Origin of the sequence: Arthrobacter sp. MYb213, from assembly GCF_002979915.1 — a bacterium.
Classification (GTDB): Bacteria; Actinomycetota; Actinomycetes; order Actinomycetales; family Micrococcaceae; genus Glutamicibacter.
This window is the reverse complement of sequence record NZ_PCQA01000003.1, coordinates 480,323-493,926: the sequence shown is the minus strand read 5'-3', so window position 1 is coordinate 493,926 and position 13,604 is coordinate 480,323. Positions and strand designations below refer to the sequence as shown.

Genomic DNA, 13,604 nt, shown 5'->3' with positions numbered 1-13,604 from the left:
GCGGGAGTTTTAATGTCTTGGATTACTTCTTCTGTTTCAAAAAAACGGCAAAGATGACGGCGATTATTTGAAGTAACACGACACACAAGACCACCGTGGACCACCCAAAATGCATAAACGGTACACCAATGAGCCAGCCAAGTAGCGAAGACCCTACATAGTAGAAGAGATTGTAAAGGCTCGCGGCTTGAGCGCGAGTGGTCGGTGCAAGTAACGGAACCCAACCGCTGGCCACCGCATGAGCTGCGAAAAATCCTGCGGTGAAGATGATCATTCCTAAGATGATCATCATCAAGCTTGCCGACAAGGTCAGCAATAGCCCAGCCATGCTCACCACGATGCTCAGCAGCAATGTTCCTCGCCGGCCTAGTTTTGCGACCAGCCGCCCACTAGCCACCGCGGACCAGGTGCCTGAGAGATAGGCAATGAAAACCAAGGAAGCTAAGGAGGCTGGCACCAAAAACGGTGGGGCTTCGAGGCGAAATGCGAGGTAGTTATAGACCGCGACGAATCCTCCCATCAGCAAGAACCCTTGGAGATAAAGCAACGTCATTCGCCCGCGCAGGGCACGTTTGAACTTGCCGAGAATGGGACGAAGTCCGCGTTGCTCTACCGGGGTGAATCCTTGCGCCGCGGGTGCTTTAAGCAGGAAAAATAACGTGGCGCCGGCCGCCATCAGGCTCACCGAGGCAACACCCCAACGCCACCCAGCAGGTTCACCAACCCAGCTAGCGACCAGACGCCCGGCTAACCCGCCAAGGGTGGTTCCCGATATGTAGGTTCCACTGGCTAAGGCTACTGCGCGGGGGGTTAGCTCATCGGCAAGATAAGCCAGCGCACTACCCGGAACTCCGGCCAGTGCAATCCCTTCCAGAAAACGCACAACGATCAACGGTTCAAAGCCAGTCATCATGGAGCTGGTTAACCCGAGCACCACCGAGGAAATAAGCGCGATAGCGATCACTCTGCGCCGGCCAATACGGTCCGAAATAATAGCCCAAGGAGTAACGGCCAGAGCCAGTCCTAAGGTCGCGGCAGAAACCGTCAATGCGGCTTGAGATGAACTGATATTCAGGTCTTCAGCGATACTCGGCAAGAGCCCCTGTACCGAATACAGCTGGGAGAAGGTGGCCACACCACCGGCAAACAACGCCAGCAACATGCCACGGTAAGGAACCGAGTGTGGTTCGTGTCCGGTAAAACTCAAACCTAGACCCCAGTGGGAAGTAGCGGATACACCAGGTAAAGCATCAATAGCGCCATGGCGTTATTGATGAAGTGCAATAGGTAGGCGTAGGCCAACGACTTACCCGAAAGAATATAAGCCAAGGACATCAAAACGCCCAGCATTAGATAGGGCAGGATCTGGGTGATCGACGCAATTCCACCACCGTTGAGGAAATGGATTGACGCGAACACGATAGTGGAGATCAGTGCACAGACCCAGATATTGAGTTTGCGTGACAGCTTGCCAATGAGCAGATGACGGAAGAGATATTCCTCGACAAAAGGACCAAAGACCGCAGTCACTACAAACATCATCGGCAACGGAACTGCGGTGGTCATGCCCTGCAGGGCTTCTTGGTTTGCGCTGACCTGTGGCCCACCAAAAAGCGTGGTGACGATGGCGGAGAAGAAGATCGTTAGCAACCAACCACCAGGCAACATCAACCATTTGGCCCACGGGTAGTACTTCATGGTTTTGAATGACTCGAAGAAGTGCGCCCCACACTGCACCATCGCCACGATGAAGAAGGTGGTGTACAGAATCAGGTTGATCCCGAACAAAGCCTGTTCTTGCGTATCAAAGGCACTGAAATACCCGGGAATCAACCCGATCAGCGAAGCCCCACCCAACACGAAAAAGAGAATGTAGGCAACTACTGTCCACCAGTCACCACGGGACATCGCTCCGGGGTCAAAGACCCGTTGTTTGCGGCGCGGCAGGAAATACTGCTGAGAGTAAGGCGGGGGTTGCTGCATATTCCTACCCTATCTAGTCAGCTGGCCAATCTTGTATCCACCGGCTGTGAAAGCCATTAGTGGCTTATGACAAATCAGTCACTGGTACTGCAATTAACGTTCTCTGCCCACCGCATCGTCGCGGTGGGCAGAGAATTTCAGTCAAGGATTACTACACCAGCGGGGCAGACATTGGCTTGGCGAACAGCTTCGAATAGCTCAGACCCGCAATCGCTGCACCGAGTAACGGTGCAAGGATGAACAGCCAGACCTGACCCAGTGCTTCGGGACCTGCAAACCACGCAACGCCCAAGGAACGAGCCGGGTTCACCGACGTGTTGGTCACCGGAATAGCGACCAAGTGAATCAAGGTCAGTGACAGACCGATGGACAGTCCTGCAAAGCCTATGGGAGCACGCTCATCGGTAGATCCCAGAATCACAAACAGGAAGATTGCAGTCAGCACTACCTCAACAATCAACGCCGAGAGCAACGAGTAACCGTCAGGGGAACGATCCCCGTAACCGTTGGACGCAAAACCTGATTCAACCGCATTAAATCCAGATTTACCTGAGGCGATGGCGAAGAGCACTAACCCGGCAACTGATGCAGCGACGACCTGAGTGATCATGTAGGCGGGAACGGCTTTCCATTCCACACGCTTGGCAAGTGCGGCACCGAAGGTGACCGCGGGGTTGAAGTGTCCACCGGAGATATGACCAACCGTGTAGACCATGACCAGCACCGTCAGGCCGAAGGCGAGGGCCACACCGAGGAAACCGATACCCATGTTGACGGTATCGCCGTCGAGGACTTGTGCGGCGAAGATGGCTGAACCACAACCACCGAAGACAAGAACGAAAGTACCAAGGAACTCTGCGGCTAAGCGTGAGCCCATAGTGGGCGATGGTGATTGTGACATGCTTTCCCTTTCCTAGAAGCAAGGACCACAAGATAGGCACAGTCTATGCTTAGGAATGTTCAAATTGGTGGAATTTAAAAATGAATAGTTATTCTTCCTCAATTTCCTCTCCGTGTAGGCGCGACTTTGTACCTGAGGGCGACCAAGCAGCCGGGAAAACGCGCCTCACGATTCCGGATATTTTAGGGATCCCACGGTGACTCTTGCCGTCCATGTTGTCCGGGTATAGGTTGAAATATCACCCGATCCGTATCATTCCGGCGAAAGTACCCCATGTCTTTTCAGGCCTATCTGGACACCATCGAAAGCAAAACCGGTCTCACCCCGCGCCAGCTACTTGCCAAAGCAACCGAGCGTGGCTTTGACTCCGGCACCAAAGCCACACCAATTGTTGAATGGCTCAAAGACGAATACGGTTTAGGCCGTGGTCACGCCATGGCCATGGTTCACGTCATCACCAAAGGTCCACAGATTAGCGACAAGCACGTTGGCAGCGGCGGAACTCATAGCGATGCAAGCAACGAGCTATGGCTCGACGGAAAAGCAACAAATCCCCACGCTGGCTAGCTCGGCGAGCTTCACCAAACCGAACAGACCAGACTATTTTGCGGCGGCGAAGAACGGATCTTTAGCTAGCTGTTTTCCAAGTTCTGGTGCCAAGGAGCGCGCAAAGTCATGGGAGAGATGCGATTGGTCGTAGTAGGTGATCAGCGATCCCAGCACTGCGAAGCATCGGTCTGCAGAGCAGATGCTATTGGTGAGGTCTGCGTGAACGATACCTTTGGGAGCAGTCTTGCTTTCCAGTGCCTTGTGCAAATTATGCCGAATAGATAGCCCCTTCTCCCGGGTAACCGAGCAAGCCTGAGGATCTTCTGGATTTGTAGCCACACAGGTCGGCACATTCTTGTTACCTAGTCGTGGAACTTCTTGGAGCACTACAACTTTCTTGCCGCGCTGAGTCCACGACTCCCATAGGGCGGTGAACCCTTCGGTTTTTGGATCGGTGAACTCATAACCGGCAGAGGAGACCCATTGACGTTTGTTGCCCTGTGCAGCCACAATCACTGCGTCTAGACCCTTATCGTTTGCCAGCTTCGGACCCAGCGCGCGAATCGATTCGGTGCATAGCCTTTCGGCTTGCCCGCTGAGCTGCTCGGCCTGTTTGAGGGATGCCAGCGAAGGAGAACATCCCGAACGAATATGGGTTTCTAACTGCCAATGACGCTGCTTCGCCAGGACCTCAAGGGCTGGAAGCCAAGCGGTGGCGTGTGAGTCCCCTACCACGGCAATTCGAAGCTTTGGATTCTCGGTGTCTCCCAGCAGACAACTCTTATCGCCAACCTCTAAGGTGTCGGTTTCGCATCCCGGGAATAGGGGCGCCCGGACCTGCTGAGAAACTGCAACGGCTGAAGGATACGGGGCAAAATTTGATTCCACCGGCTGGCAGTTCACCGGATCAAGCAGTGTCCGAGCACCATAACAAGGATCCTCGTGGCTCATCCGTGGCAGGTTGGCGCTTTGCGCCGAGGCCGTCGTTCCAGCCCAACTCACACCACCAAGGATGAGCATTCCCACTAGTGCAAAAATGAACGAGTTCTTCACCGGTTTAAGTAGCGTTCCAAAACGCAGTGGGTTTTCAATCAATAGCTGACAAAGCCATGCCAGCAACAGAGTTAAAGCGACAATTCCGGCCTCGTGGTACCACTTAGGCTCGGTGTTCAGTACAAAGGGTGCCACGATAATCAACGGCCAGTGCCAGAGATATGCACCGTAGCTGATGTCCCCCATCCAACGTGCCGGCGGGATTGAAAGCCACGTGCCGTGTGAAAACCAGCGCCCGTATCCACGGGTGATACTTCCGGAAGCCAGGACTGCTGCGGTTCCCAAGGTTGGCACCAACGCCATAGTCCCGGGAAAGCGCGTCAGCGTAGGAATCATCACCGCTCCGACGAGCAAGGTCACGAGCCCTGCCCACCCTAGGAGCGTGCCGGCCCAACCACGGATACCGCGGTTGATGCATAGCAGAGCTACTAAACCGCCCACGGCAAACTGCCAAGCTCGCGCCGCGGTATCAAAGTAGGCGCCGGCCGGATTCGCGGCGGTGATCCACAGACCATAAATGAAACTGAATACTGCAATCAGCGCGATGGTCATCAACATGATGCGGTGCACCGAAACTGCACTGGTGCGTATTGTGCTGGGGGTTGTCTTCTTTTGCCGGAGAGCTTTGGGGATAAGCCATACGCCTACCAACAGCAGTAACGGCCAGAAGAGGTAAAACTGCTCTTCCACCGACAGTGACCAATAGTGTTGAACCGCGGTGGACATCTGTCCTGCGGCTGCGTAATCGGTAGCATCCGATACCAACGCCCAGTTCTCCACGTAAAGTCCGGCAGCGGCAAGATGTATAAACATCGTTCCGTGCTCGGTCGCGGGAATCCACACGTATACCAGCACAGCGGTCGCGAGGAGCACCGTGAATGCCAGCGGCAGAAGCCTTCGAACCCGTCGCGCCCAGAAGTTCAGGAGCGATATTTTGCCGGTGCCGTGTAGTTCACGATAAAGGTGTGCGGTGATGAGATAGCCGGAAATAACGAAGAAAATATCGACACCGATAAAGCCACCACTGAGCGCACCGGGGCGCAGATGATGAATGATGACAAGAAGTACCGCGATAGCGCGCAGACCCTGAAGTTCCGGGCGAAAACCCATAGACGAACCGCTGGACTGCCCCGCCGGATCCGATGAATCTTTGGTTTTGTTCGTTGGTTTCTGCGCGCGGGCAAGTACATTCACTCGCCTAACGTTAGTTGACTATCCCTTCATTCCTTTCATTGCTCGCCTGTGAATGCCAAGAAAATCCGGAGGTAGGTTACTGTGTCCTGCTGGCGGGCTCTGCACCTTCCACGGCATCAACCGCGCGCACAAACCCTAGATGACTGAAGGCTTGCGGAAAGTTCCCAGCCAGTCGGCCACCGGCAGAATCATATTCCTCTGCAAAAAGTCCCAAATCAGTAGCAAAAGAGGACAGCCGGTCCAATAATTTTTTGGCTTCCTCCAACCGCCCTGAGCGCGCGTATTGCTCAACCAACCAAAACGAACACATCAAGAACGAGTATTCGTTACCGGGTAGCCCGTCTTTGCCGGCTTGGGTTCGATACCTTAGCAACAGTCCGGCGTCATCTAATAGGTCTTCTTCAATGCGTTTCACGGTGCCCAGCATGCGTGGGTCTTGTGGATCAATCAGACCGGTATTAGGCAGCTGCAATAACGAGGCGTCCACTTCGTTATTGGAGTAGGCCTGGGTAAAAGAGTTCAGTTCCTTGTTATATCCGTGCTCAAAGATCTCTTGACGCAGTTGCTCGCGAAGCTTCGTCCAAGACTTGATTGGTCCTGGCAGGCCGTATTTCTCAATGGCCTTGATCCCTTGATCAAAGGCGGCAAACATCATGGCCCGACCATGGGTGAATTGATCCGCTTTACCGCGCATTTCCCAGATCCCGTGGCCCTTACGGTCCATATTCCGTTCAAGGAATCCAAGCATGTTCTGTTGTAACGCCCAGGAATACTCATCTTCCTCATGTCCGGCATCGCGTAGTTTCGCCAAGGCCAACATGACCTCACCCACCACATCTGCTTGGTACTGCCCATAGGCACCGTTACCAATTCGCACTGGTTTGGAGTCCGCATATCCGGACAGATGGTCCAATTCAAATTCGGTCAGTACACGTTCCCCGGCGATACCGTACATGATCTGTAAGTCATCGGGGTCTCCGGCAACCGCGCGCAACAGCCAGTCCCGCCAATGTAATGCACCGTCGGTAAAATCATGGTTCACCAAAGTTTCAATGGTCAACGAGGCATCACGCAACCACGTGTACCGGTAGTCCCAGTTGCGTTGGCCGCCAAAATCCTCAGGCAGCGAGGTTGTCGGAGCTGCCACCAGACCACCGGTCTCATGATCGGTTAAGGCCCTCAGCACCATCAGGGATCGCAGCGTCATGTCATCGTACCGGTCCCGCACCTGCACCTTGGAGGACCAGTCCTGCCAGTAACTGATGGTCTTTTCGAGGGCTTCTTCAGGATCTAGTGGAGACGGGGCAGGAAGATGGGACTGATGCCAGGTTAATGCCCAGGTTTGAGACTCCCCGGCATTCAGCGTGAATCGTCCTGCGAGACGATCCGAGACCGCGCCACTGTAATCATCGGGACGGTTGGGGCCCGAGTGTTCGGCGGAAGACGTCTGGTCTTCATCGGCTGGAACGTCCGGATGAAGCTGTGGTCCGGTCAGTAGTAGTGCGTCTGGTCCTGCTACGGAGAGCAATCCGGTGGTGCCCGCATCGTCGAGGCTAATTTTGCGAGTCCACGGCTTGGACCGGTTGTAGTCGAATCGGATACGCAGATCATGAGCGATCTCGACCCGTCCTTCCAAGACGCTGACCTTACGCATGACATCGGCTTGTTCCGAGCGCGGTGGTAAGAAGTCCAGCACTTGGGCGGTCCCGGTATCGGTGCCCCAGATGGTCTCCAGTACAAAGGTCCGTGGCAAATATCTGCGAGAAACAACGTGCCCACCCGGTGCCCAGAGTCGCCATCTGCCGTCGTCTTCGGTGCCGATCAACGCTGCAAAAACCGAGGGCGAATCGAAGCGCGGAAAACATAACCAGTCGATGCTTCCCTCACGCGATACCAGTGCTCCAGTGCGTAAATCGGAAAGCAACGCATAGTCTTCAAGTGGGGTGGATCTGGTACCTGCAGCCGGTGTTTCCATAGCTTCATTCAAACAGCATGTGCGGTTCATTGAAAGGGTACAGTTCCGCGAAGACAAGGAGTAGGGTGCGAATATGGACAGCATCAAAAATCTTGTCATTCTCGGCGCTACCGGAGATCTCACCTCAAGATTACTTTTGCCCGGACTGGCAACTTTGCTGACCGCGCAACCAGAGCGTCGGGTCACCGTCACTGGCGCGGACCGGCAACCCGATGAAGCGTGGGAAGAAACGATAACTACCGCGTTCGCCAGCGTTCAAGCCAGTGGCCCGGCGGTTGATTACTCGCTGAAAACCACAACCTTCACCGCCTGTGACGCCACCAGTGCCAGCGATCTACAGAAGCTGTTCGATGAGTTGGAATCTCCGGTGTGCTTGTACTTTGCGCTGCCACCACAGGTGACAATGAAGTCTTTAGAAGTACTCAACGAATTGAACCTCCCCGAAGATCTGATCTTGGCTCTTGAAAAGCCAATTGGCCACGACCTAGAATCTGCGCGAGAACTAAATCGTTTGGTTGGCAAGCTGGTCCCCGAATCACAAACTTTCAGGGTAGATCATTTCCTGAATATGCCCTCGGTACATTCGTTTACCGGCTTGCGCTTCGCCAATCGGATGCTTGAGCCGTTGCTGAACCGTGAGCATGTTGAATCCATTGAGATTAATTACGATGAAACTCTGGGTCTGGAGGGACGTGCCGGGTTTTATGATTCCAGTGGCGCGTTGCGCGACATGATCCAATCTCACCTACTGCAGGTGATGGCACTGGTGATGATGGAACCGCCTTCTCGCATCGATGCGGTGGAGCTTCCTGCGCTAACCGCGCACGTGTTGCGCTCAACCCGGCTCTGGGATGAGGACCCGGCACGATGTGTGGTGCGCGGTCGATACACTGCAGGTGAAATCGACGGTAAGAAGTTCCCCGATTACATTTCTGAACCGGGAGTAGACCCAGCAAGAAATACCGAGACCTTCGCACAGGTCACCTTGGAAGTCGATAGTTGGCGCTGGACCGGAGTTCCGGTGACGTTGCGTTCGGGTAAGGCAATCGGTGAACCCTGCAAGGAGTTGGTGATCAACTTCCGCAGGCCTGCCCACGAATATCCGCAATTCCCACACCGGGGGCGCGTTGCCGGAGACAGGTTACGGTTGTTGCTCAAGTCCGGGCAGCTTGGGTTCGAGCTGAACGTTGGTGGGCCTTTTGATGCGCGCGGAATGAACCGGGTGACCGCGCAAACCGATACCGCTGATCCGATCCTGTCCTCATACGGAAACGTTTTGCGCGGCATCCTAGATGCCGATGCCACCTTCAGTGTCCGCGGAGATGCGTCAGAGGAATGTTGGCGGCTTATTGGAGAAATTCAGCGTGGATTCGACGACGGTTCGGTACCGTTGCAGGACTACCCCGCCGGCAGCGAAGGCCCCCAGCTGCCTGAGCAATCCTAAGCAGCATTTTTACCTACTATTTTCCGTTGTATTCAAAGTGCCATGCTTCCGCGTAGGGGTTGCGTGTGCCATTTGAGCGGAATTCCTCAAGGTTTTTTCGGTGCGTCCAGTTGTACTTTTTCGAATTGGTTTTTAACCATTTGTAGTACTTGCCTTTGAACGAATAGTTGTAGGACTCAGGAACATCGATGGCCAGACCCCAGCCATGATTTGAGGTGCCTGGTTTCGCCGCAATGTAGGGGCCCAACTCGTTGTAATAGTAGTTTTGCGTGTCCAACGTTCGGTAAGCCAAGTCAATGTCGAGGTTCTTGCCAAACTTCTTCTTGAACGCTGTATTCAGCCGAGTCAGATCTTTGACCGCCGGGGCTGCGATCAGCGTTTTCTCTTTATCCCAAGGAATCGCTACCAGCATCGTTGCTGGGAGCTTTCCGTTGCGTTGTTTGAGCGCTTGCTTCCGGGTGATGCCTTTGCTGTTTGAGGTTGCGGCGGTGTTCTTACGGGTAAGCGCCGATGCTTTCATCCAGCCATCCATACCCTGGGTGCGCACAAGGTACCAGCCAGTTATCTGGCCACCGGCCTTCTCCCACTTGATGTCGCGATACACGACTGAATTTTTGGGAATGTCGCCAATGCGCAGCCTCTTGCCCGCGGCAGAGTAAAGATCGGCACCATTTGACTTGGTGAAGTACCTGTCGTTGAGCCCTGCGCGGTTGGTGGTGTAATTTCCCGTATCTTCCTGACAGCCTTTAGTGCAGGTAATGACGTACTTATTTGAGATCCAACCGGATTTTTTCTTATAGGTAACTTTGTACCAGCCATTGGGTGCCTGGGCGGTGGCCTTTGCAGCCGAATGCTTTGGAATACTTCGAACTACCGCGTGAGAGGTGCCTGCGCCTTTGCGCAGGTTGACCGTGGATTTGGTGGCCACCCACAGATTGACCTTTTTAGTCTTGGTATTTTTAGGAACAGGGGCCTTTGGCGCCGAACGTTTAGCGACAACGGTGACGTACTTGTTGGAGACCCAGCCGGTTTTGTTTTGGTATTTCACTTGATACCAACCATTGGAGGCCACTGCCGAAACTGGGACGACTTTTCCCTTTGGGATAGTTCTCAGTACCTTGTGCTTGGTACTTGTCCCGGAGCGCATATTCAGGTTCGCTGTGGTTTTGACCTTGGCAACGTTGGTCTTTGCGGCCGGTACCGCGACGCTAACGTGGGCGGTAGACGGGACCGCCTGTGCTGGGAGGGTGCTGCCCGAGATCAGAAATGTCGCCACCGCAATAGCGGTCAGGGTCTTGGACAGGAAGGACCGATGTTTCGGCGACATTTTGCTCCATCTTGGGGCGCGTTAGCGGTGACTCGTAATTCGGTCAGTAATAGCATCTGACATGTATTTCAAATGCATGAACCCGAATTGTTTCACAGTGCAGAAAGATTCGCACTACGAACGTCACCATGCACGCCTCAGTGTGTTTGAACTCCACCAATGACGAGAGCTACAACGCCCTCCGCCATATCCTGGAATTTGTCCTCGGACTGATCATCCATTTTGTGGAGAACATTCCTAAGACTCCAACCGGGAAGATTTCGAAAAAGGTTTTGCGCGATACTAAGGCCTGAGTCCTGACTGAATCAGCGCGATAGTTTTGGGGTGAACTGTTCTGCAGAGGTGGCGCGTACATAAAATGTACGCGCCACATTGGTAACTCGACTAAGTTTCCAGATCCAAAGTTATGGGTCCGGGCGGTCTATGGCTATTTGGAGATTTTCCCGGTTAACCCTGCCACGCTGCGGACGATAATCGGCCGGCAGGCCAGCCAGGCCAAAGCCGTTAAAAATACCGCAATACTGAAGAGAATTACCCCTAGCCATCCGTCATCACTCCTCGCAGCAAACATGTGGTTGAGGTTTGACCGGACTCCGGTGAGCATCACCAACAACACATGCATGAGTATAAATGAAGCGAAGAACAGCATGACCGGAAAGTGTAGTTTGCGTGCAGCTTCTATCGGCAAGATCTTGTTTGCCACTGCCCATTTTTCGTTCCAGACCGGCGACATACGCAAGCCAGTTATGGCCGCTAGCGGCGCGGCAATGAAGACCACCACAAAGTAAGCCAGCAGCTGCAGGGCGTTATAGTACAACCATCCGTTCTCCTGCGGCCATTCCAAAGATAAGTACTGGATACCGGAGCTAAACGCGTTAGGAAATACATCCCAACTTGTCGGGACTATGCGCATCCACGCACCGGTCGCGAAAAGCATCGCAATAAAAACCACACCATTTGCCAGCCACAACACGTCAAAGCACAAGTGCACCCAAATTTCCAGGCTGATCTTCTTTGCCTTGCCTTTGGTTTTGAACAGACCCGTATTATTTCTGCTCCAATATGCTTTGGGCCGGGTTGTAGTGCGGATCAACCAGCCTGAACGAATGATCAGAATCAAGAAAAAGGCGTTCAAGAAGTGCTGCCAGCCCAGCCATGCAGGAATACCTGTCGGAGCATTTTGTGGCAGGTTCGAATGTCCCGAGTAGCTGGCGATGAACTGCGTTCCCGTCGCGGTGCCGCTCCACCAGCGAGCCAGCAACACCAGAGCAGCCAAGATCACCACCAGTCCGACAACAAACTTTGTTTTTTTCAAGACCTGGTTTCCCGGGTTCTTATTCTGCGGCGTAGTTCCGTTTTTCATAGTCATCGTCATGGTAGGTTCTCCCTGCCTAACCGGCGGATACTGATCGCTTGGCTTGGATCTGTTCAGTCAGTTGCGGAAGGATCTGGAATAGATCCCCAACAATGCCAAAATCAGCAATGGAGAAAATTGGTGCGTTTTCATCTCTGTTAATCGCAACAATGCGCTTTGCTGTCTGCATACCAGCCAAGTGCTGAATGGCTCCAGATATACCGACCGCTAGATACAGCTGAGGCGAAACGCTCACGCCGGTCTGTCCAACCTGATGTGATTGCTCTACATAGCCTGCGTCGACCGCTGCTCGCGAAGCCCCTAGCCCAGCCTTAAGTGAGTCGGCCAAGTCTTCAATAAGACTGAAGTTCTCTTGGGACGCTAGACCACGACCACCGGAGACTACGATCTGTGCTCCACGCAATTCTGGACGCTCAGCACGGGACTGTGCCTGCGTGAAATCTTGCAGGCTGCAGCCAGTTTCGTTTACAGCCAACGTCTCGATGATGATTTCCGGAGCATCAATTGCCGCGGGAGGTTGGGTACCTGAGGATGCCACTGTCACCAATGCTAAGGATGAGCCAAGGGTGGATTCGGTGGTGTAGTTTCCGCCGAAGACGGAGTGGCTGGCGATCAGCTGCTCTCCGGCCAGGCGTAGCGTCTGAGCTTCAAGCAACAATCGAGCGTCAGTGCGGATTGCTAGCCGGGCCAACACTTCTCGGCCGTCAGGGGTACTGGCGCATAATACGGTCGAAGCATCAAAACGCTCTAAGGCCGCTTGCAGTGCTTCAGTGCCGCCGCCGGCAATTGTATTCGTTGCTGCCTCGGTCTGCGCAATAAAGCACACCTGTGCGCCGAGCGCTCCCAGCGCTTGCCCTAGCGGGACAGCACCATCATCTGGCCCAACTGCGGCAACCGCTACCGGCCTCCCTAAACCCCTTGCCAGTGCCAGCAGGTGTCCAGTGTTCGAAGCAGGAGTGCCGTCGGGAGAAATCTCCACGTGAATCAAGATGTCAGTCATGTGTATGTGCCTTTCAGATGAGCTGTTCGGATTCGAGGTAGGCGATAAGTCGCTGGACGGCATCGCCTTCATCTTGGATGATCTGTCCTGAGCTGCGTGGCGGACGGACAGCGGAAGAAAGCACGCGGTTGCCGGTCGCATGATCTACGGTCAGTCCAAGTGAGGCCGCGTCTTCTGCATTAATAGGTTTGCGTTTGGCAGTCATGATGCCCTTGAACTTCGGAAAACGTGCTTCTCCCACGCTCTCGGTCACGGTGAGGACCGCAGGCAACCCGACGCTGACCTGTTGATTGCCTCCGGCTACAGGACGTTGACCGGTTACTTTGCTGCCTTCGAAATCCACTGCTGCCAGTGGCCCGGCAAAGGGCAGTCCCAGCAGTTCGGCCACCATGGCCGGTACGACGCCACCGCGACCGTCGGTAGACTCACCTCCGGCGAGGATCGCGTCGGCGTCTATCTTGCGCAACGCTTCGGCTAGCGCGCGGGCGGTGCTCACCGCGTCGGATCCAGCCAGAGACTCATCTTGAATGTGCATCGCCGAGTCTGCCCCCAATGACAGCGCTTTACGCAGTGCGTCGGTTGCGGAACCAGGGCCTAGGGTCACAGCGATAATTTCGGTCTTCTTATCACCATCTTTGACTTTCAGCGCTACTTCCAGTGCACGTTCTGTAATTTCGTCAGCAATTAATTCAGCTTCGTTGCGGTCTAAATGGCCGCTTGCGGCAAGCTTGCGCGGTTCCTCGGTGTCTGGAACCTGTTTGATCAGTACTGCAATTTTCATTACTTTGACCTCTCTCAGGTAG

At 54.3% G+C, this 13,604-nt stretch carries 12 protein-coding genes; 3 read left to right on the top strand and 9 right to left on the bottom strand.

The features are described 5' to 3' along the window. Window positions 1-22: 22 nt before the first annotated feature. From CQ011_RS09735 to aqpZ, 3 genes are all read right to left on the bottom strand, one after another. A complete protein-coding gene (locus CQ011_RS09735; RefSeq protein ID WP_105677463.1) occupies window positions 23-1,207 on the bottom strand; it encodes an MFS transporter in 1,185 nt (394 codons plus the stop codon). A gap of 2 nt (window positions 1,208-1,209) precedes the next feature. Continuing rightward, window positions 1,210-1,983, bottom strand: coding sequence for a CPBP family intramembrane glutamic endopeptidase (locus tag CQ011_RS09730; RefSeq protein WP_105677461.1), 774 nt, complete (start codon window positions 1,981-1,983; stop codon window positions 1,210-1,212). A gap of 151 nt (window positions 1,984-2,134) precedes the next feature. Then, a complete protein-coding gene (aqpZ, locus tag CQ011_RS09725; protein ID WP_105677459.1) occupies window positions 2,135-2,884 on the bottom strand; it encodes an aquaporin Z in 750 nt (249 codons plus the stop codon). Between the two features lie 273 nt (window positions 2,885-3,157). On the opposite strand from aqpZ, the gene CQ011_RS09720 reads away from it, so the two are divergent. Further along, window positions 3,158-3,451 (top strand): DUF4287 domain-containing protein, encoded by a 294-nt coding sequence (locus CQ011_RS09720; RefSeq protein ID WP_105677457.1) that lies wholly within the window; start codon window positions 3,158-3,160, stop codon window positions 3,449-3,451. Window positions 3,452-3,484: 33 nt separating this feature from the next. Here the strand turns inward: CQ011_RS09720 and CQ011_RS09715 are convergent, their stop codons facing one another. Together CQ011_RS09715 and CQ011_RS09710 are read right to left on the bottom strand one after the other, a co-directional pair. Further along, window positions 3,485-5,680 (bottom strand): acyltransferase family protein, encoded by a 2,196-nt coding sequence (locus CQ011_RS09715; protein WP_105677454.1) that lies wholly within the window; start codon window positions 5,678-5,680, stop codon window positions 3,485-3,487. A 76-nt stretch (window positions 5,681-5,756) separates the two neighbouring features. Beyond that, complete coding sequence (locus CQ011_RS09710) at window positions 5,757-7,655, bottom strand: glycoside hydrolase family 15 protein (protein WP_105677450.1); 1,899 nt, start codon at window positions 7,653-7,655, stop codon at window positions 5,757-5,759. Window positions 7,656-7,728: 73 nt separating this feature from the next. Here CQ011_RS09710 and CQ011_RS09705 point away from each other — a divergent pair, with 73 nt between their 5' ends. Continuing rightward, a complete protein-coding gene (locus CQ011_RS09705) occupies window positions 7,729-9,099 on the top strand; it encodes a glucose-6-phosphate dehydrogenase (protein ID WP_105677446.1) in 1,371 nt (456 codons plus the stop codon). Window positions 9,100-9,115: 16 nt separating this feature from the next. On the opposite strand, the gene CQ011_RS09700 is transcribed toward CQ011_RS09705, so the two are convergent. Next, the gene (locus tag CQ011_RS09700) at window positions 9,116-10,426 is read right to left on the bottom strand and encodes an SH3 domain-containing protein (RefSeq protein WP_105677444.1); all 1,311 of its coding nucleotides are present in this window, start codon (window positions 10,424-10,426) and stop codon (window positions 9,116-9,118) included. A gap of 128 nt (window positions 10,427-10,554) precedes the next feature. Here CQ011_RS09700 and CQ011_RS17790 point away from each other — a divergent pair, with 128 nt between their 5' ends. Then, entirely contained in the window at window positions 10,555-10,719 is a 165-nt protein-coding gene (locus CQ011_RS17790) for a hypothetical protein (RefSeq protein WP_181148063.1), read from the top strand. Window positions 10,720-10,853: 134 nt separating this feature from the next. Here the strand turns inward: CQ011_RS17790 and CQ011_RS09695 are convergent, their stop codons facing one another. Genes CQ011_RS09695 through CQ011_RS09685 form a run of 3 tightly spaced genes read right to left on the bottom strand, consistent with a single transcriptional unit; the run spans window position 10,854 to window position 13,582 of the window. After that, window positions 10,854-11,801, bottom strand: coding sequence for a cytochrome b/b6 domain-containing protein (locus tag CQ011_RS09695; protein ID WP_353616170.1), 948 nt, complete (start codon window positions 11,799-11,801; stop codon window positions 10,854-10,856). A gap of 16 nt (window positions 11,802-11,817) precedes the next feature. Next, window positions 11,818-12,801, bottom strand: a complete 984-nt coding sequence (locus CQ011_RS09690; RefSeq protein WP_181148062.1) for an electron transfer flavoprotein subunit alpha/FixB family protein — start codon at window positions 12,799-12,801, stop codon at window positions 11,818-11,820. A gap of 13 nt (window positions 12,802-12,814) precedes the next feature. Beyond that, window positions 12,815-13,582 (bottom strand): electron transfer flavoprotein subunit beta/FixA family protein, encoded by a 768-nt coding sequence (locus CQ011_RS09685; RefSeq protein ID WP_105677440.1) that lies wholly within the window; start codon window positions 13,580-13,582, stop codon window positions 12,815-12,817. Window positions 13,583-13,604: the final 22 nt, after the last annotated feature.